This is a genomic window from Nocardia sp. NPDC058705 (assembly GCF_042749305.1).
Classification (GTDB): domain Bacteria; phylum Actinomycetota; class Actinomycetes; order Mycobacteriales; family Mycobacteriaceae; genus Nocardia.
In genome coordinates, this window is the sequence record NZ_JBHYRN010000008.1 from 122,310 (window position 1) to 146,247 (window position 23,938).

Annotated in this window: 26 protein-coding genes; 10 read left to right on the forward strand and 16 right to left on the reverse strand. The window is 67.4% G+C overall.

Annotated features, from left to right (window positions below):
* Positions 1-160: 160 nt before the first annotated feature.
* From ACFW6D_RS12790 to hppD, 3 genes are all read right to left on the reverse strand, one after another.
* Entirely contained in the window at positions 161-748 is a 588-nt protein-coding gene (locus ACFW6D_RS12790) for a DUF3558 domain-containing protein (RefSeq protein WP_379233157.1), read from the reverse strand.
* On the reverse strand, positions 745-1,272 hold the full coding sequence (locus ACFW6D_RS12795; protein ID WP_379233155.1) for a DUF3558 domain-containing protein: 528 nt from the start codon (positions 1,270-1,272) through the stop codon (positions 745-747). Before ACFW6D_RS12795 ends, ACFW6D_RS12790 begins: the two co-directional genes overlap by 4 nt.
* A gap of 76 nt (positions 1,273-1,348) precedes the next feature.
* Entirely contained in the window at positions 1,349-2,491 is a 1,143-nt protein-coding gene (gene hppD / locus ACFW6D_RS12800) for a 4-hydroxyphenylpyruvate dioxygenase (protein ID WP_379327681.1), read from the reverse strand.
* Positions 2,492-2,623: 132 nt separating this feature from the next.
* Between hppD and ACFW6D_RS12805 the strand changes: the two genes are divergently transcribed.
* Positions 2,624-3,139: an Lrp/AsnC family transcriptional regulator gene (locus ACFW6D_RS12805; protein WP_379327683.1), complete on the forward strand. Its 516-nt coding sequence runs from the start codon at positions 2,624-2,626 to the stop codon at positions 3,137-3,139.
* A 4-nt stretch (positions 3,140-3,143) separates the two neighbouring features.
* Here ACFW6D_RS12805 and ACFW6D_RS12810 read toward each other — a convergent pair whose 3' ends face one another.
* The 9 genes from ACFW6D_RS12810 to ACFW6D_RS12850 all read right to left on the reverse strand — a co-directional run bounded on the left by ACFW6D_RS12810 (position 3,144) and on the right by ACFW6D_RS12850 (position 13,838).
* Positions 3,144-3,782: a GntR family transcriptional regulator gene (locus tag ACFW6D_RS12810; RefSeq protein WP_379327685.1), complete on the reverse strand. Its 639-nt coding sequence runs from the start codon at positions 3,780-3,782 to the stop codon at positions 3,144-3,146.
* A gap of 29 nt (positions 3,783-3,811) precedes the next feature.
* Positions 3,812-4,804, reverse strand: a complete 993-nt coding sequence (locus ACFW6D_RS12815) for an isopenicillin N synthase family dioxygenase (RefSeq protein WP_379327687.1) — start codon at positions 4,802-4,804, stop codon at positions 3,812-3,814.
* A 12-nt stretch (positions 4,805-4,816) separates the two neighbouring features.
* On the reverse strand, positions 4,817-5,986 hold the full coding sequence (locus ACFW6D_RS12820; RefSeq protein WP_379327689.1) for a nitrate ABC transporter substrate-binding protein: 1,170 nt from the start codon (positions 5,984-5,986) through the stop codon (positions 4,817-4,819).
* A gap of 8 nt (positions 5,987-5,994) precedes the next feature.
* The gene (locus ACFW6D_RS12825) at positions 5,995-6,837 is read right to left on the reverse strand and encodes an ABC transporter permease (RefSeq protein ID WP_379327691.1); all 843 of its coding nucleotides are present in this window, start codon (positions 6,835-6,837) and stop codon (positions 5,995-5,997) included.
* Entirely contained in the window at positions 6,837-7,634 is a 798-nt protein-coding gene (locus ACFW6D_RS12830; protein WP_379327693.1) for an ABC transporter ATP-binding protein, read from the reverse strand. The genes ACFW6D_RS12825 and ACFW6D_RS12830 overlap by 1 nt, the downstream gene beginning before the upstream one ends.
* Positions 7,635-7,747: 113 nt before the next feature.
* Positions 7,748-9,061, reverse strand: coding sequence for an amidohydrolase family protein (locus ACFW6D_RS12835; RefSeq protein WP_379327695.1), 1,314 nt, complete (start codon positions 9,059-9,061; stop codon positions 7,748-7,750).
* Between the two features lie 127 nt (positions 9,062-9,188).
* Positions 9,189-10,301, reverse strand: a complete 1,113-nt coding sequence (locus ACFW6D_RS12840) for a winged helix DNA-binding domain-containing protein (protein WP_379327697.1) — start codon at positions 10,299-10,301, stop codon at positions 9,189-9,191.
* Between the two features lie 154 nt (positions 10,302-10,455).
* Entirely contained in the window at positions 10,456-11,430 is a 975-nt protein-coding gene (locus ACFW6D_RS12845) for an NADPH:quinone oxidoreductase family protein (RefSeq protein ID WP_379327699.1), read from the reverse strand.
* 53 nt (positions 11,431-11,483) lie between these two features.
* Positions 11,484-13,838: a protein kinase gene (locus ACFW6D_RS12850; RefSeq protein ID WP_379327701.1), complete on the reverse strand. Its 2,355-nt coding sequence runs from the start codon at positions 13,836-13,838 to the stop codon at positions 11,484-11,486.
* 189 nt (positions 13,839-14,027) lie between these two features.
* Between ACFW6D_RS12850 and ACFW6D_RS12855 the strand changes: the two genes are divergently transcribed.
* Positions 14,028-14,801, forward strand: a complete 774-nt coding sequence (locus ACFW6D_RS12855; protein WP_379327703.1) for an acyl-[acyl-carrier-protein] thioesterase — start codon at positions 14,028-14,030, stop codon at positions 14,799-14,801.
* A 32-nt stretch (positions 14,802-14,833) separates the two neighbouring features.
* Here the strand turns inward: ACFW6D_RS12855 and ACFW6D_RS12860 are convergent, their stop codons facing one another.
* On the reverse strand, positions 14,834-16,501 hold the full coding sequence (locus tag ACFW6D_RS12860; RefSeq protein ID WP_379327705.1) for an FAD-dependent oxidoreductase: 1,668 nt from the start codon (positions 16,499-16,501) through the stop codon (positions 14,834-14,836).
* A gap of 154 nt (positions 16,502-16,655) precedes the next feature.
* On the opposite strand from ACFW6D_RS12860, the gene ACFW6D_RS12865 reads away from it, so the two are divergent.
* The gene (locus ACFW6D_RS12865; RefSeq protein WP_379327707.1) at positions 16,656-17,147 is read left to right on the forward strand and encodes a SixA phosphatase family protein; all 492 of its coding nucleotides are present in this window, start codon (positions 16,656-16,658) and stop codon (positions 17,145-17,147) included.
* A gap of 13 nt (positions 17,148-17,160) precedes the next feature.
* On the opposite strand, the gene ACFW6D_RS12870 is transcribed toward ACFW6D_RS12865, so the two are convergent.
* Positions 17,161-17,364: a hypothetical protein gene (locus ACFW6D_RS12870; protein ID WP_379233126.1), complete on the reverse strand. Its 204-nt coding sequence runs from the start codon at positions 17,362-17,364 to the stop codon at positions 17,161-17,163.
* Between the two features lie 48 nt (positions 17,365-17,412).
* Between ACFW6D_RS12870 and ACFW6D_RS12875 the strand changes: the two genes are divergently transcribed.
* The 5 genes from ACFW6D_RS12875 to ACFW6D_RS12895 all read left to right on the forward strand — a co-directional run bounded on the left by ACFW6D_RS12875 (position 17,413) and on the right by ACFW6D_RS12895 (position 20,863).
* On the forward strand, positions 17,413-17,781 hold the full coding sequence (locus tag ACFW6D_RS12875) for a VOC family protein (protein ID WP_379233124.1): 369 nt from the start codon (positions 17,413-17,415) through the stop codon (positions 17,779-17,781).
* Between the two features lie 87 nt (positions 17,782-17,868).
* Positions 17,869-18,330, forward strand: a complete 462-nt coding sequence (locus ACFW6D_RS12880) for a MerR family transcriptional regulator (protein WP_379327709.1) — start codon at positions 17,869-17,871, stop codon at positions 18,328-18,330.
* The gene (locus ACFW6D_RS12885; protein ID WP_379327711.1) at positions 18,327-19,343 is read left to right on the forward strand and encodes an aldo/keto reductase; all 1,017 of its coding nucleotides are present in this window, start codon (positions 18,327-18,329) and stop codon (positions 19,341-19,343) included. The genes ACFW6D_RS12880 and ACFW6D_RS12885 overlap by 4 nt, the downstream gene beginning before the upstream one ends.
* A gap of 219 nt (positions 19,344-19,562) precedes the next feature.
* The gene (locus ACFW6D_RS12890; RefSeq protein WP_379327713.1) at positions 19,563-19,877 is read left to right on the forward strand and encodes a GNAT family N-acetyltransferase; all 315 of its coding nucleotides are present in this window, start codon (positions 19,563-19,565) and stop codon (positions 19,875-19,877) included.
* Complete coding sequence (locus ACFW6D_RS12895) at positions 19,874-20,863, forward strand: pirin family protein (RefSeq protein ID WP_379327715.1); 990 nt, start codon at positions 19,874-19,876, stop codon at positions 20,861-20,863. The genes ACFW6D_RS12890 and ACFW6D_RS12895 overlap by 4 nt, the downstream gene beginning before the upstream one ends.
* 47 nt (positions 20,864-20,910) lie before the next feature.
* Here ACFW6D_RS12895 and ACFW6D_RS12900 read toward each other — a convergent pair whose 3' ends face one another.
* Positions 20,911-21,387: an SRPBCC family protein gene (locus ACFW6D_RS12900; RefSeq protein WP_379327717.1), complete on the reverse strand. Its 477-nt coding sequence runs from the start codon at positions 21,385-21,387 to the stop codon at positions 20,911-20,913.
* Positions 21,384-21,716 (reverse strand): ArsR/SmtB family transcription factor, encoded by a 333-nt coding sequence (locus ACFW6D_RS12905; RefSeq protein ID WP_379327719.1) that lies wholly within the window; start codon positions 21,714-21,716, stop codon positions 21,384-21,386. The genes ACFW6D_RS12900 and ACFW6D_RS12905 overlap by 4 nt, the downstream gene beginning before the upstream one ends.
* 128 nt (positions 21,717-21,844) lie before the next feature.
* Here ACFW6D_RS12905 and ACFW6D_RS12910 point away from each other — a divergent pair, with 128 nt between their 5' ends.
* Together ACFW6D_RS12910 and ACFW6D_RS12915 are read left to right on the forward strand one after the other, a co-directional pair.
* Positions 21,845-23,101, forward strand: coding sequence for an FAD-dependent oxidoreductase (locus ACFW6D_RS12910; protein WP_379327721.1), 1,257 nt, complete (start codon positions 21,845-21,847; stop codon positions 23,099-23,101).
* A gap of 157 nt (positions 23,102-23,258) precedes the next feature.
* On the forward strand, positions 23,259-23,900 hold the full coding sequence (locus ACFW6D_RS12915; protein ID WP_379327723.1) for a hypothetical protein: 642 nt from the start codon (positions 23,259-23,261) through the stop codon (positions 23,898-23,900).
* Positions 23,901-23,938 lie beyond the last annotated feature (38 nt).

Consider the following 23,938-nt stretch of genomic DNA (forward strand, 5'->3'; position numbering starts at 1 on the left):
GCGCAGGCGCTCAGTGCCCTTTTCAAGGCACGCTGGAACGTATCGGCCGCTTTCGCTGGCCTACGTTCACACACGAACTTGCCCGTAGTAATCCGGGCACAGGGATCCACGATACCCGCGCGCAATCCTGGGGGCAAAGTGGGGTGCCTGGTCAAGGGTTCTATCGGGCCCGATTCAAGGTGAGTTCGACCAGCTTCGCCGCCACCGGGCACGGATCGGGGTGCCCGGACCCGGCGCGGTAGTTGATCCACCAACCGACCACACCCGCGTCGGCGGCCTTCGCGCTCACCCCGCAGGAGTCGGGATCGCCAGGACGTCGGATCTCGACAGCCGACGCTCCCTGGATAGTAGTGATCGCCGAGGTGTAGCCGAGCTTCTGGTAGGTCTGCCGCTCGACATTGAGCGATCCGTTCTCGTACCAGTTCAGGGTCAGCTTCGCACCGCCCCCGGGGGCACCCATGACGTCCCACATGCAGACCGCACCGACGAAGGAGGCGTTGAACATCGCTTCCTCCCCCACCGCCTTGCCCATCTGCTCCTCGGTGAGCACCTCGCACTCACGCAGCAGCTTGTCGAATTCGTCGACGTTGACCGTGCCCCGACCGCCGCCACCTCCACCTTCGCCGACCTCCACCGGCGTGCCGGGGACAGTCTGGCCACAGCCGACGAGCACTGCCGCCGAGACCACCGCGAGGGCTGCCGCAGCGAAGCGCTTCTTCTCCGAGTGTGTTGTCCGCGTGTCGATCACTGCATCCGCCCCAACGTCAGTTCAGCCAGTTGCCGCGCCGAGCCGCACGGTTCACGGCCTGCCACGGTGTATCCGAACGTGGACCACTCGAAGAAGTCGTCACCGAGTCCGATCGCGAAGTCGCAGGTAGTGCCGCCGAGACTCGTCCCGTACGACTGAAAACCCGTGCGCCCCTGCAGCGTTATCGTCTCGACGGTGCGATCCTTCGACTCGACCCACGCCCGTTCGCGGTCGATCGGGCTGCCTCGATACGAAGCGAAAGTGACCACGGCCGAATCGGCTCCGGCGGATTGCCAGTTGCAGCCGACCGCATTACGGAACACCGCCGACAGACCGGGCAGCGCGGCGATGGACCGGACCTCGTCGTCGGTGACATGTCCGCACTCACCGACGAACGGCCCGAGTTCGGACACCTTGGGTGGAGTGCGCGCCGAACCAGTGGACTCGCCATCGTCGCTCGATCCGCACGCCGCCGATAGCACCGCACACGCCAGCCCTATCGCCACCGCAGGTTTGAACCGCATGGGCCCGACTCTACCCAGTGGACACAGCGCGAGCGGCATTCGAGCGCGCACATCACCTCATCGCCTCCGGCGGGGATCACAGGTTGCCGCGGGCCTCCTGCTCGCGTTCGATGGCCTGAAAAAGGGCCTTGAAGTTGCCTTTTCCGAAACCGAGTGAGCCGTGTCGCTCGATGAGTTCGAAGAAGACGGTGGGGCGGTCGGTGAGGGGGCGGGTGAAGATCTGCAGGAGGTAGCCGTCTTCGTCGCGGTCGACCAGGATGCCGCGGCGCTGGAGTTCGCCGACGGGGACCCGCACGGCGCCGATGCGGGCGCGCAATTCCGGGTCCTCGTAATAGGTGTCGGGGGTTTGCAGGAATTCGACGCCCTCGGCGCGCAGGGCGTCGACGGTTTCGAGGATGTCGCCGGTGGCAAGGGCGATGTGCTGGACGCCGGGGCCGCGGTAGAACTCGAGGTACTCGTCGATCTGAGAACGCTTGCGGCCCACGGCCGGTTCGTTGAGGGGGAACTTCACGCGGTGGTTGCCGTTGGCGACGACCTTGCTCATCAGGGCGGAGTACTCGGTGGCGATGTCGTCGCCGACGAATTCGGCCATGTTCGTGAATCCCATGACGCCGCGGTAGAAGTCGACCCAGCGGTCCATCATGCCGAGTTCGACATTGCCGACCACATGGTCGATGGCCTGGAAGACGCGCTTGCTCGGCTCGCGGGTGGAGGTGCGGGCGATATAGCCAGGGAGATAGGGGCCGACGTAACCGGAGCGGTCGATCAGGGTGTGCCTGGTCTCGCCGTAGGTGGCCAGGGCGGCGGAGCGGACGGTGCCGAATTCGTCTGTCTCGTCGTGGGGTTCGACCAGGATGGTGGCGCCGTGCTCGCGCGCCCAGGCGATGCAGCGGTCCACGTCGGGGACTTCGAGGGCGATGTCGACGATGCCGTCGCCGTGACGGTCGTGGTGGGCGACGAGCGGACTGTCGGGGTCGACGGCACCGGTGATCACGAACCGTGCTCCCCCACTGCGCAGCACGAACGCCTTGTGGTCACGATTGCCGGTTTCGGGGCCCGAGTACGCCTCCAGCCGCATGCCGAACGCCGATTGCAGAAAGTGGGCGCTCTGGGTCGCGTTGCCGACGACCCAGACGAGGGCGTCCCATCCGATCACGGGAAACGGATCGACACTGTCGTCGTGCTCGATCAGCCCGACGAGCTGCTGCTCAATGGTCATGACCAAGGAAATCGCGTCGCGGTACAGCTGGGCAACTACTTCATTCGCGCCTGAACAGGCTGGCATAAGAAGCCACCTGAAACGGCGAGATGGTGGACAATTTGAATAGCAACCGGACATGGAGGTCATCGCATGCGCACGCCCGCGAAATTGGACGAACTCGACCTGGCGATCCTCACCGCGATGCACGAGTTCCAGAAGGCCGGGATTCTCGAGCTGTCACGGCGGACGAAGGTGGCGCGGGCGACGGTGCAGGCGCGGATCAACCGGATGGAGGAAGCCGGGGTGATCGGCTCCTACGATCCGCAGATCGATGTCACCGCAGCGGGTTTCGATGTGCAGGCGTTCGTGACCCTGGAAATTGCGCAGGGGGCGTTGGATCAGGTGAGCGCGGAGCTCGCGGCGATTCCGGGGGTGATCGAGGCGTATGCGACGACGGGGTCCGGTGATGTGCTGTGCCGGATCGGGGCCGATTCGCATGCGGGGTTACAGGCGGTGTTGTTGAGCATCGATCGGACGGGGTCGGTGGTGCGGTCGCACAGCGTGATCGTGTTGTCGACGGTGGTGGCGCATCGGACGATGCCGTTGCTGCACACGTTGGCCCCGGCCGGTACGGCGAAAGCGCCCGCTTACCGCCACCAGCGCTGAGGGTTCATTGCCGGGTGAGACGGGTCAGCAGGCCCTGCACGTGAGCCTCCGCTGCCGCGCGGGCGGAGTCGGGGTGGCCGGATTCGAGGGCTTCGAGGATGCGGCGGTGTTCGCGCAGGGCGACGCGGCGGTTGCGGGCCGAGCACCACAGGTCGCCGCGGTGCAGGTGGGCTTGGGCCTCGAGACGGGCCAGTTCGTCGACGACGCAGGCGTTGCCGGAGGCGTCGCGGATGAAGGTGTGGAATTCCAGGTCGAGCTGGGCGTCGCGGGCGGGGTCGGCCGGGTCGTCGAGGTGGGTTTCCTGGGCGGTGACAATGCCGGTGAGCTTGTCGAGGTCGGCGTCGGTGAGGCGGGTAGCTGCCGCGGACGCGGCGAGGCCGTCGAGGACGGCGCGGACCGCTAGGACATCGCGGATGCGGTCGTCGTCGACGGCGGCCACCTTCGCCCCGGCGTGTGGTGCGCTCACGGCCAGACCCTCGTAGATCAGCTGCTGCACCGCTTCACGGACAGGGCTGCGGCTGACCCCGAGCTTGGTCGCCAGCGCCGGCACGCTGAGCGATTGGCCCGGGGCCAGTTCGCCGGAGAGGACCATCTGCCTGATCTGCCGATGGACAGACTGGCCGAGCAGCGAGGCTTCGGTCATCGCAGTGTCCTTTCCGTTGGTTGTGGTGATTATCCCTGTGGCCGGTAGTTGGCCTGCACCCGCTGAGTCAGGAAGTCGGCGGCGGTGACCGGCGGGTACTTGCCCGCGGGGCCCTGGATGATCGCGTCGCGGTCGGCCTGGGCGAAGTAGGCGATGCTGTAGCGCTCGCCCTGGTATTCGCCTTCGCCGGGGCTGCGGACGCGGTGGAAGTTCGACGGCAGCAGGTCGTCGCTCCAGCGGGTGAGCATGTCACCGATATTGCAGGTGATCAGGCTCGACGACGGGGTGATGGAGGTCCATTCCTGTTCTTCCATCTCCTTGCCGGGGCACACCTGCAGGCCGCCCTGCCCATCACGCTGGAAAAGCAGTGTGAGGCAGTCGAAGTCGGTGTGCGCACCGGCCCGCCAGCGGCCGGGGACGCCGCGCAGTTCCTCGGGGACGGCGAAGTAGTGCAGCAGCCGCAGGGCGCTCTGGTAGTTCTCGGAGCCGGGATCGTGTGCGGCGGTGAAGTGTTCACGTTCGAGGCCGAGACGGTCGGCGAAGCAGGACAGCACCCGCATCGCGACCTCCCACGCGCGATGCTCGAAATCGAGGACGCGGGAACGGAATCCGGCCAGTTCGGTTTCGGTCGGCCACAGCTCGCTCATGTGCGGCCGGGTGATCTGGTAGGACTCCTTCTGATCCGGCACGCCGATCGACGGACGCACCTGACTCAGCGATTCCCAGCCCGCGTTGTTCTTCTTGACCAGGGGGTACTGGCCCTTGACCTCTTCGGGGAGTGCGAAGAAATCGGCTGTGGTGCCGAACATTTCGTCGATCAGGTCCTGCGGGATGCCGTGGCCGGAGAGCTGGAAGAAACCGATCTCGGTGGCGGCGGCCCACAGTTCCTCGGTGATCTCGGCGCGGCGAGCCTCGAAGTCGGTGAGGTCGATGACGCGGATCTCGCGGTCGTCGGTTTCCTTACCGAGGCCGCCCATCTGCTTCTCGCGCGAGACCTCGGACAGGTCGTAACTAGCGGTCATGATGGTGTCTCCTTATCCGGTGACGGAAATGGCGGGGTCGAGGAATTCCTTGGTGACCAGGTCCTTGGCGGTCAGCCCGTTCGGCACGTTCGCGCCGCCGGCCCGCAGAATCGGTCCGAATTCGTCGATGATGCGCTGGACGCGAGCCTCGTCGAAACTGCCGAGGACGCCGTCGGTGTCATTGCCGATCAGGCCGCCGTCGATCAGGGCCTTTGAGCCGAACGAGGCCAGTTCGGCGCTGTAGGGGTTGAGCTTGGGGTTCTGCTCGACCACGTCGACGACGACGTCGTTGACGTGGCTCGGGTCGGCTCTGAAGGAGGCGGTGGCCTGCTGAATCATCGGCACCAGCTTCTGCAGGCACGGGCGCAGTTCGGCGAGTTTGTCGGCGCGCACGTTGACCGTGCGGGCATAGCCTTCGTAGCCGACGTCCTTGAGAAGTTGGTAGCCGACCGGCTTGTTCCAGGCCCGCACTTCGTGCTCGTAGGTGAAGGGTTCGGCGTTGGCGAAGCCCTGCTGCGCGAAGGACGGATCGGTGACGAAGCGCGAAGGCGAGTTGTCGTAGGAGGCGTCGATCTGCTCCTTCTTCACCAGCCCGCGCGCGACCAGCCAGTCCGGGTACAGCTGGCCCTTGGACACCACCACCGGCTTGCCGGACTTGCCGATATCGGCGATGCCCTTCCAGTCAGGATTGGTCTTCGGGTCCCACATCAGCATCTGCGGGCTGTTGCGCAGCAGGGTGGTGACCGCGACGATCGGCTGCTGACCCGCGGCGGCGATGGCGTGCTCGGAGTGCGCGAGGCCGAGGGTGATGCTCTGGTCGACATACATCTGCGACGGCACGGTCTGGAAACCGATGGCCGGGCCGCCCGCGCGGATCTCCAGCTGCACGCCGGTGTCCTTGCCGTCCGCCACGAGCGGGCCGGTGATCTTGTTGTTGTCGGCGTCGACGGTGTAGCCGGGGCCGAGTAGGCCGAAGATCGGGCCGGAGTCGGTTTCGGGAGCCCATTGGAGCTGGACGACCACGGTGGCGGGGCAGGCGCCGGCGAGCTGCTGTTCCGGCGGGGCCGGTTCGAGCGCGACGGCGGGAGCGTTGGTGGTGTCGTCGGAACAGGCGGACGCGGTGCCTGCCAGCAGCACGGCCAGCGCGGCAATACCGATGCGACGCAAGGGAAGTGTCTTCATGGTGATCCTCAGTTGGCGGAGTTGTGCCAGCGGCCGACGCTGACCTTCTGGATGACGGTGAACACCGTGAACACGAGCACGCCGAACAGGGCCGCCAGCAGCAGCGCACCGATCAGGTCCTCCGATTGCAGGCGGGCGCGGTAGGTGTCGAGCAGAGTGCCGATGCCGGGTTTGCCCTGCGCGAAGAACATGTCGCCGATGATGGCGCCGGTCACGGAAAGTCCGGCGGCGGTGCGTAATCCGGTCAGGGTCGAGGGCAGCGCGGCGGGCAGTTGCAGGGACCAGAGGCGGCGCAGGCGGCCCGCGCGGCCGAGGGTGAACAGTTCCTGGAGATTGCCGTCGACGGATTTGATGCCGAACAGGGTCATCGCGATGATCGGGTGGATCGCGATCAGCACGCACACGGTGGTGCGGGCGGCGAAGCCGTAACCCAGCCACAAGCCGATCAGCGGAACCACGGCGAGCACCGGGATCGCCTGCAGGACAACCGCATACGGATAGACCACGTTCTCGATCGGTTTGGCCTGGCTCATCAGCACCGCGATCGCCACCCCGAGCACCGCCGAGATCAGCAGACCGGAGATCGCGACCTTGGCGGTCACCGCCAGCGCTTCGAGCATCACCTCGAGCTTCTTCGGGTCGGCGAGGGATTCACTGAACACCACATGCGGTGGCGGCAGCAGGAATCGGCGGCCCTCACTGAGGACCAGCATCGACACCGCGTACCAGGCGGCCAGCGCCAACGCGATCGAAACGAGCGGCGCTACCAGGGCACTGCCGACTTTGCGCAGCTGCGCCGTCGGGAGTTGCACCTTCGCTGCGGCGGGAATACGGGCCGCGACACTCACCATCAGGCAGCCTCTTTCAACGAGCGCGAGATGCGCGAAACGAGTTCGGTGAAGGCGGGTTCGAAACGCAGTTCGCGGTCCCGCGGGTAGGGCAGGTCGACGTCGATCACCTCGTGGATGCGGCCCGGCCTGGCCGACATCACCACCACGCGCGAGGCGAGGAACACCGCTTCGGAAACCGAGTGGGTGATGAACAGGGCGGTGAAGGCGTTGTCGCGGTAGAGGCGAAGCAGTTCTTCCTGCATGTTCAGCCTGGTCATCTCGTCGAGCGCGCCGAACGGTTCGTCGAGCAGCATCAGGCGCGGTTCCAGCGAGAGTGCCCTGGCCAGGGAGACGCGCATGCGCATGCCACCGGAGAGCTGGCTGGGCAGTTTGGTCGCGAAGTCGGCCAGACCGACGGCTTCGATCGCCCGCTCGACGCGTTCGCGGCGCAACTTGCGGTCGACGCCCGCCAGTTCGGCGGAGAGTTCGACATTGCGGCGCACCTTGCGCCACGGCAGCAGCGTGGCTTCCTGGAAGATGAAGCCGATCGAATTCGTGCGTACCGCAACGGCTCCCGAGGTCACCGGTTCGAGCCCGGCGGCCAGGCGCAGCAGCGTGGACTTGCCGCAGCCGGACGGGCCGACCACCGCGACGAATTCGCCTTCGCGGATGTCGAGGTCGACATCGGTCAGGGCGAGCGTGCCGTCGTCGCCTTTCCCTGAGCCGCCGAAGCGCTTGCTCACGCCGGCGAAGGAAACCTCCATGCCGGACATGAGCGTCCTCGCGTCGGCGTCGTTCACCGTGTCGTAGAGCGTCACCGTGATCACCTTCTCCTGCGGTATATCGGTGTTGCGTGCAACTTTTGGATGACTTCAGTATTTCCCAGCTGAATTACATGCAATGTGTCGTTCGTTTCTGGCGTATTAACAAGTCAGCGCATGCGAATCAGGCGCTGTGCGAGTTCCTGGTGGTCGACTCGGGTGCTGACGCCGTCGCGGATGACGGCCTCGCCGTCGACCCACACGGTGTCGATCACGCGGGGCGAGGCGGCGGTGAGCAGGGTGGCGCCGGGGTCGAGGACCGGCAGGCAGGCGAAGTCGCGGTCGAAGCGCACGAGGGTGAGGTCGGCGCGGTCGCCGATCGCGATGCCGGTGTGTGACGGGCGGCCGAGTACGCGGCCCGCCGCTCCGGTTGCCATGTGCAGCATCTGTTCGAAGCCGAGCAGGTCGGCCTTCTTGTGGGCCGCACGCTGCAGGTATGCGCCGATGCGCAGGGCCAGGAGCATGTCCTGGGTGTCGTTGCTGGCGGCACCGTCGACGCCGAGGGTGACGTCGATGCCCGCTTCGAGCATCTCCGGAATCGGGGCGACGCCGCTGCCGAGGCGCATGTTCGAGACCGGGTTATAGGAGACGGCGACGCCGCGCTCGGCGAAGACCTTGCGGCCGTGGTCGTCGAGGTTGACGCAGTGCACGGCCAGAGTGCGGTCCCAAAGGAAGCCACTCGCATCGAGGTAGTCGACGGCGCCTGCGCCTGCATGCAATCGGCACATGTCGTCGTCGGTGGCGGTCTCGAGGACATGTATCGACACCGTTTTGCCGGTCGACTGCGCGTACTCGCGGGCGGCCGCCATGCCGTCGGGGGTCAGGCAGCGCGGGTTGGGGACGGCGAGCGCGGTGGTGATGCGGGTGCCGAGCAGCTGCTTGTCGAGTTCGTCGACGTGGGCGAGTGCCTCGTCGAGGGGTTGCAGCAGGCGCGGGTCGAGGCCCCATTTGCGGGTGATGTCGGCGCGGTCGGCGATGCCGCGACCGAAGACCACGCGGATGCCCAACTCCCGCAAGGCTCGGATCATGGCCTGGTGAACCTCGTCGGACGGGTTGGGCCACAGGTGTTCGACGACCGTGGTGACGCCGCTGCGCAGCAGTTCCAGACCACCGGCCAGCGCCGACAGGTAGGTCTGTTCGGGGGTGGCGGCCACGGTGTGTTCGCCGACGCAGCGCAGCCATTCCAGCAGCGGCAGGCCCTCGCCGACCCCGCGCAGGACGGCCTGCTGCAGGTGGGTGTGGGTATTGACGAAACCGGGGAGCAGGTAACCACCGCCACCGTCGGAACGGGGCAGATCGGTGTGCTCGGGACCGGCCTGCAGGGCGACAACGATGCCGTCGCGCACCACGATCTCAGCTGGTAGCCAGCCTTTTTCGGTGTAGGCGGTGACATCGGTGATGACGACGGAAGCGGCAGAATCCATGCGCGCACCTCTTTCGGGATGCGGCTGGTTAGCTCGCCGTTTTCAGCGGAGCGCGCCGTCCGTTGCAGCCATGAACGACGTGGGACCGACCCTAGGAAGCGGTTGTTGCCGCCGGGTTAAAGCCGTGTCACGGGCGGACGTCCGCGCCGGGTTCGAGGATCTCGACCGACGGCACCGATTCGGGCTCGAGGAAAGCGAGCAAGGCCGCTGCTTCCGACTCCACTTGCACCGCTTCGGTTTTCGTCCACGCCCGCGCCGGACTGATCCGCAAGCGCGCGGTTCCGGACTTGACGAAGATCTTGTAGACGCCCGCCGTGAAGCCGTCGATCAGGACCGGCGAGACATTGGCGGCGTGGGCGCGCAACGTCGGCGGGTTGTCGTCGCCGGTGATCCTGGCGCGGTCCTTGTGCGAGAGCAGCGCGTTGTCGTACCAGCCGAGCAGCCGGACCGGGGCGGGCAAGTCGGGGTCGGCGAGCTCGAGGTCGGCGGCGTCGTAGAGGGTGCGGCCGCGGTCGTCGGTGTAAGTGCGGAGCCGGTCGCCGAGGTCGGTGACGGCCTTCTTCATGGCGGGTAGGCGTGACCAGGCCTGCATGTCCATGGTGCTCGCGGGACCGAAGGCGCACAGGTAGCGCAGGATCAGTTCGCTGACCGGGTAGGTCGGATCGAGCGGTGCGCCGAGCCAGGGCTCGACCCGCGACCAGACCGGGCGGCTGTTGTCGCGCCAGCGGCCGCGCGGCGGTGTCTGCAGGACGGGAAGTTGGTACAGCCAGGTCTGCACGACCGCACCGGCGTCGCGGTCGGGGTAGCGCCGGGTGGCCTCGGCGCGCAGGTCCGCCGCCGACATCGGCTCGTCACCGAGGGCGGCTTCCCCGTGCGCGCGCACCTCGTCGGGGTCGAGGCCGACCATCGCGCCGTAGTTGAAACCCTGCCGGAACGGGGCTTTCTCGAGCTCGGGCTGAATGTGCGGGGCGATCCGCAATGCGTCCAGCGGGGTGACGAGGTGAATCGTGCCGCGCATCAAGGTGATCCGCACCAGCGAACGGTCGTCGAGACCGTTCGACACCGTCGCCGGATCGAAATCGGCTATCCGGCTCCACAATCCGATGAAGGGCGGCGGCACATCCTGGGCTTGCAGGCCGACGAGGTGGTCGCACATCTGCGGTGTCGTCAGAGACGACCGCTCGAGCAGGTGTTGACGTGCGAGCAACGTCCGGTTCAACACTCGATTCGACACCAGCATGCGTACTCCTTCGGCTCCTGCGCGAACGATACCGACAGGCCGGTCCCGCCCTGGGCTCGCCGACGATCGGAACAGACTGGCGTAATCACGCAATTCGCCTCGTTCCAGTCAGTTTTCTGACTATCGAAGGCCCGATTGCGTGATTACGCCGGTCTCATCGCAGCTGGACGACGACCTTGCCCGCTGCGGTCCGCTCGTCCAGGGCCGCAACGGCTTCCGCGGTGCGGTCGAGGGGGTACAGCACCGGGTCGGGGGCGGTGATCGCGCCGGAGGCGAGCAGCGGTTCGATCTCGGCCCACTGCTCGGCGAGGTAGGTGGGGTGGCTCATCACCCATTCGCCCCAGGCCGCGCCGACCACCTCGACGTTCTTGAGCAGCAGACGGTTCACCTTCACCGTGGGGATCTCCCCTGCCGTGAAGCCGACGACGAGCAGTCGGCCGCCGCCTGCCAGCGAGCGGACGCTGTCGGTGAAGCGGTCGCCGCCGACGGGGTCGAGCACGATGTCGACGCCGCGACCGTCGGTCAGGTCCTTCACCGCGGCGAGCCAGCCGTCGGTCAGCACCACGTCGGTGGCGCCATTGGCCTTGGCCACCTGGGCTTTCGCGTCGGTGCTCACCACCGCGATCACCCGGCCCGCGCCCAGCGCCTTGGCCATGCGCAACGTGGAGGTGCCGACGCCGCCCGCCGCGCCGTGCACAAGGACCGTCTCGCCCTCGGCCAGCCTGCCGCGCTTGGTCAGGCAGAAGTGCACGGTGAGGTCGTTGAACAGGACGCCCGCGCCTGCTTCGAGGGAGATGTTGTCGGGTAGCGGGAACACCGCGTGCTCGGGCGACACCGCCACCTCGGCGACGCCGTTGCCCAGCATGGTCAGTGCGGCGACGCGGTCACCGGGGCGCAGCGACGAACCCTCCGGCGCCTCGCGCACGATACCGGCCACCTCGCCGCCGACGACGAAGGGCAGGCCCGGCTTCATCTGGTAGAGGCCGCGCGTCATGAGGACGTCGGGGAAGGCGATGCCCGCCGCGTGCACGTCGATCAGGACACCGCCCGGGTAGGCCACCGGCTCGGGCAGGTCGACGATCTCGATCGCCGACGGTCCGTCCAACTTGCCTACCTGGGCTGCGCGCATTTCCGACACCTCTCTGGAATGACATTCACCCGCGAAGATAACCCGGCGGTGGGTCAGCGATGGGCGAATTCGGTCACCGGCTCGCTGGCCAGCAGCACACCGGCTTTGGTGATCGTGAACCCGGACGCGCTGAGGTAGTACTGGGTGCCGTCGACCGGGTTCGTCGCGGTGAAGGATCCACCGCCGTTGGGCACCGGGTCGTCGAGTTCGAGGTCGGCACCGTCGCTGACCCGCAGGCCCTTGTAGTAGTAGCGCTGATCGCCGGTGTGGCAGATGACGACTCGCGATTTGGTGGTGCGGGCGATGGTCATCGCCGCGTCGTTGTCGTTGCAGCGGGGGCCCGACGAGACGAAGCCCTGGCCGTCGGCACCGTAAACGCTCGACTGCAGTGGGGGGACGGTGGTTTTGGTGGGGACGGTCTGGCTGACGGTCACGACATCCGGTGGCGGAAGCGCGATTCCGGAGGTGACCGGCGGGCGATCGGCGACCTGCTGATTGTCGTTGACGCTCAACATGATCCACACCGCCGCCCCGACCGCGGCGATCACGATCAGCGCGCCGAGGGCGCCGGCCAGGACCGGGGTCGACGAATTGCGTTGTGAGGGAAGGGGTAGCGGGGCCGACGGGTGGGTGTAGCCGGTGGGCGCCTGCTGCGTCACCTGGAAGCGGGCGGGATCGGGGGCGACCACTCGGTGGTCGGGCGACGAGCCGGTCGCTGAGTACGACTGCGACTTGGGGCCGGTTACCCGACGGGTCGAGTGCGAACCGGCGGGCTCGGGGCCGATCACCCGACCAGCCGCCTGCGAACCGGCGGACTCGGGGCCCGTCACCCGTCCAGCCGCCTGCGAACCGGCGGGCTGTGGGCCGGTTACCCGGCGGGTCGCGTGCGAACCAGCGGAGTGGGGGCCGGTCACTCGACGCGTCGACTGCGGGCTGACGGGTCCGGCTCCGGTGTGGTCCGGTGATGCCGAGTCGGCCGCCGCACTCCCGGCCAGATGCTTCGACAGCGGGTCGGCGGCCGCTGTGGAGCCGCGAGTCTCCGGTGGGGAGTTCGGATCCACGGAGACCGCCGCCGAATCCCGAGTCTCGGGCGGGTCGGCACGTACGACCGCCGGACCCATTACCGTCGGCGGTCCCGAGGGTGCGACCGCGAGACCTCTGGTTGTCGGCGGAGAGCTCAGGTCGGAAGGGGCGACCGCCGGACGCATAACCGTCGGCGGGCCCGAGGGGACGACCGCGGGACCTGGAGTCGTCGGCGGAGAGCTCAGGTCCGATGGGACGATCGCCGGACGCATAACCGTCGGCGGGCCCGACGGTACGCCCGCAGAGCCTCGAGTCGCCGGCGGGGAGCTCGAGTCCGACGACACGACCGCCGAACCCCGAGCCGCCGACGGGGAGCTCGAGTCCGACGACACGACTGCCGAACCCCTAGTGGTCGGCGGAGAGTTCGGGTCGGCAGGTACGACCGCCGAACCCCGAGTCGTCGGCGGAGAGTTCGGGTCGGATGCGGGCGACGACGTCGGCTGCGGGCCGGTGATCGGAATTCGTGGGCCGGATACCGTTGGCGGAGTGGAGCGGTCGGCCAGCAGGACCGCGTTGCGGGCAGCGCGGGCCAGGTCGACGGGGCTCGCGTAGCGGTCGGCGGGACGCTTGGCCATGCCGCGCTCGATCACCGGGTCGAAGGTGGCCAGGCTCGAGTCGGCGGCGCTGGGGCGGGGCGCTGGCGCCATCTGGTGCGAGCCGATCGCGCCCGCGAGGCTGTTCACCGGGAACGGCACCCGACCGACCAGGCATTCGTAGAGCACACAGGTGAGCGCGTAGGTGTCCACGGCAGGCGACATCGGCACGCTCTCGAAACGCTCCGGCGCCATGTACGCCATCGAACCGACCGCACTGCCCGCGCTGGTGAGCTGCGGGTCGGTGGCGGTGTGGGCGATGCCGAAGTCGACCAGGTAGGCGAACAGGTTGCCGGTGAGCAGGATGTTGCCCGGTTTCACGTCGCGGTGGACCAGGCCCACCTCGTGCGCGGCGTCGAGCGCGAACGCGATCTGCTCGACCACCTGCACCGCCTCGACGGGCGTGAGCCTGCCGTACTGCTGCAGCCGCTCCTTGAGATCGACACCTTTGACCAGGCGCATATCGATGTAGAGAACACCGTCGACCTCGCCCCAGTCGTGCACCGGGATGACGTGCGGTTCCTGCACGCTCGCCATCGCCTGCGATTCGCGGCGGAAACGCTGCACGAAAGTGGGGTCACCGGCCAGTTCCCGGTTGAGCATCTTGAGGGCGACAACACGATTCTTGGAGGTGTCGTAGGCCTCGTAGACCTCCCCCATACCGCCGACTCCGAGAAGTCTGCGAATTTCATAGCGCCCGAACATCGAGCCCGCCATCGCTCCGCCGGCCATTACTGCAGGCTACCTGGGTGCGGACACCTCTGTCATGTAAGACAATCGCGCCGGCACCGCCATCGTGATCGGCACCTGGTACCGCTAGTCCCGGCTCGGCTCGAAGGGGTGATCTCCCGACCCGTAAAGTCGTGTACAGAACTACGCAAGAAGTCGCGGCGCACCTGGTGGGCCGTGCAAGGAGCACACGTGTCACTCGATCAGCCACTGGCCCCGCTTCCCCAGGAGGGCACGGGTTTCGCCACGGCGTGGCCCGTCCGGGTCGGCGACGTGGATCCTTATCAACGACTGCGCCTGGACGCGGTAGCGCGCTACCTGTCCGATATCGCCTGGGACGAGCTGAACCAGACCGCCCTGCACCTCACCGACCCCACCTGGATCGTGCGGCGCACCGTCATCGACGTGATCCGCCCGGTCCAGTGGCCCGACAATGTGCACCTAGAGCGCTGGTGTTCGGCGATGTCGACGCGCTGGACGAACATGCGCACGCGGATCACCAGCGAACGCGGCGGGCTGATCGAGACCGAAGGCTTCTGGATCAACCTCAGCGAGTCGAGCAATCTGCCCGCCCGGATCAGCGACGACGGTCTCGCCTACCTGGCCCGATCCACCGACGAGCACCGCCTGCGCTGGCGGCCATACCTCACCGACCCGGCACCGCGCGAGTCCGATTCCGACCTGCCGTTCCCGGTGCGGGCGACCGATATCGACCAGTACAACCACGTCAACAACGCCTGCTACTGGCAGGCCGTGGAACAGTTCCTGGTCGACTACCCGAAGCTGGTCGCGGGCCCGCACCGGGCCGTGATCGAGTACGTGGCGCCGGTGCTGGCCCGCGAGCACATCACCGTGCGCGCCCGCCACGAACCGGGCGATCACACCGGCCAGATGGTGCTGCGACTGTGGTTCGTAGTCGGCGGCGTGACCACCACCGTCGTCCGAATAATGCCCCTGCCCCAATAGCCCCGGACCCGCGTGGGGACCGGGGCCATCGGCTAGCTCTTGGCGGCTTTGAGCAGGTCGGCGCGGGTGGTGAACTTGACTCGGGGTCTGCCTGCGGCTTTGCCTGCGGTCTTTTCGGCCTGGTCGATGGTCTTCCAGGCCTTGCGGTCGACCAAGTCGGGCTGGCGTTCGGCGAGCAGGGCGCGCAGAGCGGCCCGGTCGGCGGTCGGCGCGGTGAGTTTGCCCGCGATGAAGTCGGCGATCACCGCTTCGACGGTTTCCTCGGCGTCGGCCCGGTTGGAGCCGATCACCCCGCGCGGGCCGCGCTTGATCCAGCCCGAGACGTAGACACCGGGGACGGGCTCGGTGGCGTCGATGACGCGGCCGTGTTCGCTCGGCACGGTGCCGCGACGCTCGTCGAAGGGCAGGCCCGCGACGGGTTCGCCACGGTAGCCGATCGAGCGCAGGACCAGTCCGGTGTCGAGGGTTTCGGTGCGGTCGGTGGGGGTGGCCACCAATCGCCCGTTCTCCTCGGACAATTCGTTGTGCGCGAACTCGATCGAGGTGACCTTGTCGGTGCCGTGCACTGCGGTCGGCGCGGCGAGGTAACGGAAGACGATCCGCTTGTTCGACAGGTCCGGCTGCGCCGTCGAATACTCCTGCGCGAGTTCGTACTTCAGGCGCAGTGACGGCTCGATGTTCGGATCGTCGAGGACCGCGCGGCTGTGCGGGTCGAGTTCGATCTCGGCGGGATCGATGATCACGTCGACGCCCTTGCGATGGGTGAGCGCCAGGAACTCCGGTGAGCTGTATGCCGCCTGCAGCGGGCCACGCCTGCCCAGGATCACGACCTCGCGAATGTTGCTGCGGCGCAGAGCGTCCAGTGCGTGATCGGCGATGTCGGTCTTGGCGAGCTCGTCCGGGTCGGCGGTGAGCACCCGCGCCACATCGAGGGCGACATTGCCGTTGCCGACGATCACCGCGCGCTCGCCGGACAGGTCGAACTCGCGCTCGGCGAAGTCGGGATGGCCGTTGTACCAGGCCACGAACTCGGTGGCCGAGTGGCTGCCGGGCAGGTCCTCGCCGGGGATGTCGAGCGAGCGGTCGCTCGAGGCGCCGACGGCGTAGATCACCGCGTGGTGATGGTCGAGGAGTTCGGCGAGCTCGATGTGCTCGCCGACCTCGACATTGAGGTAGTACTGCAGCGTGTCGCGCCGGAACGCCGCCTCGAACATCTCGGCGACGCCCTTGGTGCCCGCGTGATCGGGGGCCACGCCCGCGCGCACCAGACCCCACGGGGTCGGCAGCCGGTCGAACATCTCGATCTCGACATCGCTGCGCCGCAGCAGTTCGTCGGCGGCGTAGCAGGCCGCCGGGCCCGCGCCGACGATGGCGACGCGCAGCGTGCCGAGGCTCTTGGGCGGGCGGGTCGGGGTGGCCAGCGGGTCGAAGTTCGACTCGAGCGGGTGGCGCTGGAAATAGGCGGCGTTGATCTCGCGGTATCTGGACAGCGAGGCCAGCAGGTCATCCTCGGAGAAGATCGCGTCCACCGGGCACGCGTCGACGCAGGCACCGCAGTCGATGCAGGTGTCGGGGTCGATGTACAGCATCTCCGCTGTCGCGAACTCCGGTTGATCCGGAGTCGGGCGGATGCAGTCGACCGGGCATTCGGTGACGCAGCTGGCGTCGTTGCAACAACGCTGCGTGATGACGTAGGCCATAGGTGCAGATCCTCGAAATGTGTGGTCGGTGGCTCGAGACGCCCCCTCGACGGCCCGCAGCGGGTGAGCCGCGAACGCATCGATGGTGACGCAGCTTTCAGTGTGCCTCGAGTGTGACTGTCGCCTCACCGCTGCCCGCGATTACGGTGGTCTCATGGTGGCGACCCTGATCCTGATGCGGCACGGAAAATCGGCCTACCCCGACGGGGTGGACGACCACGCCCGCCCGCTGGCACCGCGTGGCGAACGCGAAGCGGCGCTGGCCGGTGATTGGCTGCGCGCCACCCAACCGCCGATCGACGCCGTGCGCTGCTCGACGGCCGAACGCACTCGACAGACCCTGGCCGCCACCGGCATCACCGCACCGGTCGAGTTCACCGACGACATCTACGACGCGAACCCGCACACCCTGATGGAACTGATCGGCCTCACCGACGACTCGATCTCCACCCTGCTCGTCGTCGGCCATGTGCCCGGAATCCCCTGGACCGCATGGGAACTGGCGAGCAACCGCGAATCCGATCAGGCGACCGAACTCAGCCGCAAATTCCCTACCTCGGCGCTAGCGGTGCTCGAATTCGATGGGCCGTGGGCACAACTGGGCCCCGGCACCGGCGAGCTCACGTCATTCCACGTGCCGCGCTGAGTTCATCTCGGGCTCACTTCAGTAACTTGCCGCCGACGACGACGCCAACGCCGAGCAGCACGAGCAGCAGGAGCGCGACGAATCCGTTCGTCAACGCCCAGACCACGCCGAGCACGAGTACCACCGGCGCCACCGCGATCGCGGTGATCACCGGACTCTCCTTGACCGTTTCCCAAGCCGAACGGGCCCTGACGCGGTCGATGTCCTTACCAGCCATGTGATCCACACTACGTTTCTGTCGGTGCCCGGTGTCATGCTTGACCACATGGATTGGAAAATCGAACTCGTTGCCATCCCGGTCACCGATGTCGACCGGGCCAAAGACTTCTACGTCAGTATCGGCTTCAACGCCGACCACGACCACACCCCGAGCCCGGATATCCGGTTCGTACAGCTCACCCCGCCGGGTTCGGGGTGTTCGATCTGCATCGGGCGCGGACTCACGAAGGCGGCGCCGGGCAGCGTCGAGGGCATGCAGATGGTCGTTGCCAGCGCCGACAAGGCCTATGAACAGCTGATCGCCGCCGGCGTGGAGGCCACCCCCGTCGAGGACATGGGCTGGGGCCGGTTCACCTTCTTCGCCGATCCCGACGGCAACAAGTGGGCCATCCAGGAGCTGCCGAACTACAGCTGAATTCGCTCGCCCGTGAGAACAATTCTTGCTTGGAGTGCACTCCAGGTGGATAGCTTCGAGGCAGTTCCACGGGAAGGGACGAGCACGATGGATCACGACGCCGCCCTGCGCGCCGACAGCGACGACGAACACGAGCGCCCGAAGTACTCGATCGGCCAGGTAGCCGAGCGTTCGGGCCTCAGTCGCGACACCCTGCGCTGGTACGAGCGGATCGGGCTGATGGGCTACATCGGCCGCGATCACACCGGCAACCGCCGATTCAGCGACCGCGACCTCGAGTGGCTGGCGCTGATCGGGCGGCTGCGCCTGACCGGCATGCCGGTGGCCGACATGATCCGCTACGCCGAACTGGTGCGGGCAGGTGAGCAGACCTACCCGGATCGGCTGGAGATGTTCCGGCAGACCAGATCCGACGTGCTCGACAAGATCGCGGAACTCCAGCAGACCGTGGCCGTTCTCGACTACAAGATCGCCGTCTACGAAGGGCGATCCGACGTGTCGCGACCGACCACGATCACCGTGCCACCGAGCGAAGGAAGCGATACATGAGCACCACCGCGACACTGCCGACCACCACTCTCGGCACCGACGGACCGATCGTCGGTACCCAGGGGCTCGGCTGCATGGGCATCAGCGAGTTCTACGGCGATACCGATGCGAGCGAATCGCGGGCCACCCTCGACCACGCGCTCGAACTCGGCGTCACCCTGTTCGACACCGCCGACGTGTACGGCTCGGGCCACAACGAGGAATTTCTGGCCGATTTCGTCCGCGCCAACCGCGACAACCTGCAGATCGCCACGAAATTCGGCATCGTGCGCAAGGCCGACGACCCGGCGTTCCGCGGCTTCGACAACTCCCCCGGCTACATCCGCGCCTCCGTCGAGGCCAGCCTGCGCAGGCTCGGCGTCGACACGATCGATCTGTACTACATGCACCGGCGCGACCCTCGCGTGCCGATCGAGGAGACCGTCGCCGCGATGGCCGAACTCGTCGCGGCGGGCAAGGTGCGCGCGCTCGGGTTGTCCGAGGTGACCGGTGACGAATTGCGCGCCGCGCACGCGGTACATCCGATCGCGGCGCTGCAGTCGGAGTGGTCGCTGTTCTCCCGCGACGTGGAGCGCACCGCGGTGCCCGCCGCGGCTGAACTGGGTGTGACGTTCGTTCCGTACTCGCCGCTGGGGCGCGGGTTCCTCACCGGCGCGTTCAAATCGGCGAAAGAACTGGGTGACAAGGACTTCCGTCAGTTCCAGCCGCGCTTCACCGGCGACAACGCCCAGCACAACACCGAGTTGCTCGCTCCTTTGGCCGCGATCGCCGCAGCGCACGAGATCACCCAGGCCCAAGCCGCGCTCGCCTGGGTCCATGCGCGGGCGGGTGTGCACAACTTGTCCGTCGTGCCGATCCCCGGCACCCGCAAGCGGAGCCGCCTGGCCGACAACGTCGCCGCGGCATCGGTGCAGCTGTCGGCTGACGAACTCGCGACGCTGGAACCGATTGCCGGGCAGGTGGCGGGCAGCCGGTACGCAGACATGTCGTTCACTTCCGCCGGGCGCGAATAACTCCGGCCGGGCGACGATGGCCGCCGCCGGGCCGCTGACCAGGATCGGGGTCAGGGCGACCTCGACTGTGCAGCCGTCGGAGAGGTCGCGGACCGTATGGAATAGCGGCTGGTTGCGAACAGTTCTTCTCGACGAACACAGGTCGGTGATCAACCAGGTCACTGCGTTCATGGACCGATCCGCAGTGCACCGGAACCGGTGCGGAAGGAGCACACGCAGATGACCGAGACCACCGAGGCCCAGCGCCGCGTCGTCCACAATGTCGAGAAGAGCCGCTACGACGTGTTCTTCGACGACGAGCTCGCCGGCTTCACCGAGTACATCGAGCGCGACAACGACACCGATTTCATCCACACCGAAATCGACGACGCGTTCGCGGGCAAAGGACTCGGCGGCGTGCTCGCCCGCCAGGCCATCGAGGACGTGATCGCGCGCGAACGCACCATCACCGCGCACTGCCCGTTCATCCGCGGCTGGCTGGACAAGCATCCCGAGTACGACGCGCACGTGACGGGCAAGGGCATCGCGCGATGAGTGACCGGGAGGTCGACCCGGACGCGGCGCTGTGTGAGCCGTCGCCGCGGCCGGGTCCGATCACCGAGCTGTACCCGGCCAGGGAGGTGCCACTCGGCGGTGTGCGTGGCGTGTACGTGGAACGCACACTGCCGCAACGGGATCTGCCGACCGTCGGCGCGTGGTGTTTCCTCGACCGCTTCGGCTCGGCCGCCGCGACCGAGGCGGGCGCCTCCCCCGACATCCTGCCGCACCCGCACATCGGCTTGCAGACGGTGACCTGGCCGCTCGACGGCCGCATCCGGCATCGCGATTCGGTGGGCTCCGACGTCGAGATCGAACCGGGTCAGCTGAATCTGATGACTTCCGGTCGCGGCATCGCGCACTCGGAGTTCGGGGTGCCCGGCGCCGAATCCGGTCACGGACTCCAACTGTGGATCGCGTTGCCCGGCACCGCGACCGGCGTCGATCCACATTTCGAGCAGCATCGCGAACTGCCGATCCACACGGCACCGGGGCTGCGCGCCACGGTGCTGATCGGCGCTTTGGGTGATGTCAGGTCACCGGCGAAGGCTTACACGCCGATCGTCGGGGCCGACATCGTGATCGACCCGGGCGCCGAGGTTCGGCTGCCGGTGGAGCGCGGGTTCGAGCACGCGGTGCTGGTGATCGCGGGCAGGGTGACGGTCGACGGCACCGAACTCGGGTCGGGCCCGCTGCTCTACCTGGGCACCGACCGGGCCGAGCTGCGTGTGAGCAGCACCGAGGGCGCGCATTTCGCGCTGATCGGTGGCGAACCCTTCGCCGAGGAGCTGGTGATGTGGTGGAACTTCGTCGCCCGCAGTCACGACGAGATCGTCGAGGCCCGCGAAGCGTGGGAAGCCCGCGACACCAGCCGCTTTCGGTTGGTGGTCGACCACAACCCCGACGAACGAATACCGGCCCCACCGTTACCGCCGTTGCGCTTGAAACCACGCAAACGAGCGACCGGCGGCATTCACCTCTGAGCGGTAACCCGATGCGAAGTCCTTGCACCGCATCGGGTTACGCAGTGTCAGCGCTCGGCGGCCAGCAGCGCGTCGAGGGCGCGGTAGCTGTCGTTGATGCCTGCCTCGCAACCCGAGGCGACCATGCCCGCGCATTCCTCGGCAGTGTGGAAGATGCTGTCGCTGAGCACCCTGGTGCGGCCGTCGCCGAGGTCGACGAAGGTGGTGGTGTCGATGCTGATATGGGCGGGCATGCCGTCCCATTCGAAGGATTGGACGATGCGTTGCTTCGGGGTGATCTCGCGGAAGCGGCCTTCGAAACCGTTGGAGTCGTCGCCGTCGTGTTCGACGAAGCGCCAGTGGCCGCCCTTGCGAAACTCCCAGCGCTCGACATCGACCACGTGGCCGCGACCCCACCAGCGCGAGAGCTGCTCGATGCGGCTGTAGGCGTCCCAGACGCGGTCCAGCGGTGCGTCGAAATCGCGTTCGATGTGGAGTTCGCGGTCCGACGAAGTGAGGATCGTGGACTTGGTGGTTGTACTCATCGCTCTGGCTCCGTTCGTTGCAGGAATTCACCGAGACGGTCCATCCGGGCCTCGAGCATCTGCCGATAACCCTGCATCCAGGCCACCTCCCGATCGAAGACGCGATCGGAGATCCGGCAGTACCGCACCCGCCCACGCTTCTCGGTGACCACCATGCCCGCCTCTTCGAGCAACCCGATGTGTTTGGAGATGCCGGTCAACGTCATCTCGAACCGCTCGGCCAACTCGCTGATACTCGCGGGCCCACGCCCGAGTTGCTCGAGAATGCCCCGCCGTGTGGGGTCCGCGAGCGCCCCGAACGAGGCGTCCAGGAAGTCATACTGAACCATCTAGTTCAGTATTGCGCGGCGAGCCCTACCGGTCAAGACCCATTCGGCGAAACCCTGGACGTGCGTCGACCATGACTACTACGCTTTGTCGTAGACCTGCTGGCGGGACGGAACGAGGGGGAATTCGCATGGACAAGACCACGTGCTGCATCGTCGGGGGTGGGCCCGCGGGCACGATGACGGGCCTGCTCCTGGCCAGAGCCGGTGTCGAAGTCACTGTGCTGGAAAAGCATTCCGACTTCCTTCGAGATTTCCGTGGCGACACAGTGCACCCGTCCACGGTGCGACTGATCGACGAACTGGGGCTCGGCGACGAGTTCGCCGAATTGCCGTGCTCGGAGCTGAACCGGATGCACATGTACGCGGGCGACCGCATGGTGGTCGCCGCCGATTTCACGCGGGTTCCCGGCCGCTACCGGCACATCGCCATGGTGCCGCAGTGGGACTTTCTCGACCTGCTGACCAGCGCCGCGGCCGAAGAACCGACCTTCACCTTGCGCATGCGCTCGACCGCGACCGGCGTGATCGACGAGGCGGGCCGGGTGACAGGAGTGCGCTACCTCGACGCCGACGGCATCGAACACGCACTGCGCGCCGACCTCGTGATCGCGTGCGACGGACGCGATTCCGTGGTCCGCGAAGCAGCGGGTCTGCGTCAGCGGATGGAGGACGTACCGATGGACATGTGGTTCTTCCGTATCCCGAAAGCGGTAGACGACATCGACAGCGGCGCTGTGCAAGCCCGCTTCACCAACGGCAATTCCGCGGTGGCCATCGACCGCGGCGACTACTACCAAACCGGCTACATCATCGAAAAGGGCTGCGACGCAAAGCTTCGCGCCGCCCATGACGTGGCATGGCTGCGCGATCGCATCACCGAACTCTTCGGCTGGCCCGCCGAGTCGACAGCGGCGATCCAGACCTGGGACGACGTCGAACTGCTCGAGGTCACGGTGGGCATGCTCGACCAGTGGCACACACCCGGACTGCTGTGCATCGGCGATGCCGCGCACACGATGTCACCGGTCGGTGGCGTCGGCGTGAACCTCGCGGTGCAGGACGCCGTGGCCGCCGCGCGCATCCTGGCGCAGCCACTGCTCGACGGCACCGTGCAGTCCGCCGACCTCGAAAAGGTACAACGCAGGCGGCGGCTGCCCGCGAGCTTCACCCAGCGATCGCAGCGCGGTGAGCACGACATGCTCATCGCGCCCGCGCTGCGCGGAACCCTGCACACCGCGCCCCTGCCACTACGCATCGTCGATTCCGTGCCGGCACTCGCCGGCCTCACCGCCTATCTCGGCGGTATCGGCCTGCGCCCCGAGCACGCACCGGAGTTCGCGCGCCGCCCGGGAACCGGCGCCCAACCGTCGAACGCGCGCCGCTGACCCGCACGTACAGGCTTGCGCCGAACCATCGGTTACGTCCCGTGGCGGGCGTTGACCCTGCGCGTCAACGGGCTTCCCGAATGGCGCCGCAACGGCTATGTTTGCCGCGACGAACGGGACATATCGGGCCCGGGTGAAGCAGCAGGAGGCTTGCGGGATGAGGATCGGCACTGGGGTCGGGGCGGCGCTGCTCGCGGTGGGAGTCATCGTGGCGGCGGGCGGAAACGGGCACGCCGAGCCCAACCCGGCGGTCGTCGAACAGCAGGCCGCGGCGCCGTCCCTGCGCGGGGCCGACAAGGGCGTGAACTACCAGGTGAGCGCCACCGATGATCGGCGCGCGGTGGTCACCACCATCGACACGGGCCGGTTCCAATTCGTCCACGACACGAAAGTCGTTGCGATGACCGATGAATCGGGTGCGGTGCTCGCGGCACTGCCGATGGTCGTGCGCGTCGGCGAGCACTCGGTGCCGCTCATCCCGTCGATCGACGAGAAGGGCACCAGCCTGACCCTGACCCCGGTCACCGAATCCACCGCACCGGTGCGCGATATCAGCGCCCAGGAACGCTTCTTCGCCGAAACCCAGCGCCTGCAGCCGCAGATCATCGAGGGCGCCGCCATCGGCGCGGCCATCGGTTTCGTGCTCGGCTTCCCGCTGGGGCTGTTCGTCCTCGATTTCATCACCGTCCCGGTCGCCACCGTCGCGGGCGCGGCGATCGGCGCGATGGCCGGATACGCGATGGCCGGCGGTCAGCCCGCGATCGACACCGCGCTCGCCTACGTCACCGGGGCACCCTGACGGTTCGCCGCACGCGGCCACGCGCCGCTGGTTGTCAG

Bases quoted from the DNA above. Each gene is read 5' to 3' on its own strand.
- ACFW6D_RS12795 (WP_379233155.1), bottom strand. From the start codon at position 1,272: ATGCGGTTCAAACCTGCGGTGGCGATAGGGCTGGCGTGTGCGGTGCTA.
- hppD (WP_379327681.1), bottom strand. From the start codon at position 2,491: ATGACCATTGAGCAGCAGCTCGTCGGGCTGATCGAGCACGACGACAGT.
- ACFW6D_RS12805 (WP_379327683.1), top strand. From the start codon at position 2,624: ATGCGCACGCCCGCGAAATTGGACGAACTCGACCTGGCGATCCTCACC.
- ACFW6D_RS12810 (WP_379327685.1), bottom strand. From the start codon at position 3,782: ATGACCGAAGCCTCGCTGCTCGGCCAGTCTGTCCATCGGCAGATCAGG.
- ACFW6D_RS12815 (WP_379327687.1), bottom strand. From the start codon at position 4,804: ATGACCGCTAGTTACGACCTGTCCGAGGTCTCGCGCGAGAAGCAGATG.
- ACFW6D_RS12820 (WP_379327689.1), bottom strand. From the start codon at position 5,986: ATGAAGACACTTCCCTTGCGTCGCATCGGTATTGCCGCGCTGGCCGTG.
- ACFW6D_RS12825 (WP_379327691.1), bottom strand. From the start codon at position 6,837: ATGGTGAGTGTCGCGGCCCGTATTCCCGCCGCAGCGAAGGTGCAACTC.
- ACFW6D_RS12835 (WP_379327695.1), bottom strand. From the start codon at position 9,061: ATGGATTCTGCCGCTTCCGTCGTCATCACCGATGTCACCGCCTACACC.
- ACFW6D_RS12840 (WP_379327697.1), bottom strand. From the start codon at position 10,301: ATGCTGGTGTCGAATCGAGTGTTGAACCGGACGTTGCTCGCACGTCAA.
- ACFW6D_RS12845 (WP_379327699.1), bottom strand. From the start codon at position 11,430: ATGCGCGCAGCCCAGGTAGGCAAGTTGGACGGACCGTCGGCGATCGAG.
- ACFW6D_RS12850 (WP_379327701.1), bottom strand. From the start codon at position 13,838: ATGGCCGGCGGAGCGATGGCGGGCTCGATGTTCGGGCGCTATGAAATT.
- ACFW6D_RS12860 (WP_379327705.1), bottom strand. From the start codon at position 16,501: ATGGCCTACGTCATCACGCAGCGTTGTTGCAACGACGCCAGCTGCGTC.
- ACFW6D_RS12865 (WP_379327707.1), top strand. From the start codon at position 16,656: ATGGTGGCGACCCTGATCCTGATGCGGCACGGAAAATCGGCCTACCCC.
- ACFW6D_RS12870 (WP_379233126.1), bottom strand. From the start codon at position 17,364: ATGGCTGGTAAGGACATCGACCGCGTCAGGGCCCGTTCGGCTTGGGAA.
- ACFW6D_RS12875 (WP_379233124.1), top strand. From the start codon at position 17,413: ATGGATTGGAAAATCGAACTCGTTGCCATCCCGGTCACCGATGTCGAC.
- ACFW6D_RS12880 (WP_379327709.1), top strand. From the start codon at position 17,869: ATGGATCACGACGCCGCCCTGCGCGCCGACAGCGACGACGAACACGAG.
- ACFW6D_RS12885 (WP_379327711.1), top strand. From the start codon at position 18,327: ATGAGCACCACCGCGACACTGCCGACCACCACTCTCGGCACCGACGGA.
- ACFW6D_RS12890 (WP_379327713.1), top strand. From the start codon at position 19,563: ATGACCGAGACCACCGAGGCCCAGCGCCGCGTCGTCCACAATGTCGAG.
- ACFW6D_RS12895 (WP_379327715.1), top strand. From the start codon at position 19,874: ATGAGTGACCGGGAGGTCGACCCGGACGCGGCGCTGTGTGAGCCGTCG.
- ACFW6D_RS12900 (WP_379327717.1), bottom strand. From the start codon at position 21,387: ATGAGTACAACCACCAAGTCCACGATCCTCACTTCGTCGGACCGCGAA.
- ACFW6D_RS12905 (WP_379327719.1), bottom strand. From the start codon at position 21,716: ATGGTTCAGTATGACTTCCTGGACGCCTCGTTCGGGGCGCTCGCGGAC.
- ACFW6D_RS12910 (WP_379327721.1), top strand. From the start codon at position 21,845: ATGGACAAGACCACGTGCTGCATCGTCGGGGGTGGGCCCGCGGGCACG.
- ACFW6D_RS12915 (WP_379327723.1), top strand. From the start codon at position 23,259: ATGAGGATCGGCACTGGGGTCGGGGCGGCGCTGCTCGCGGTGGGAGTC.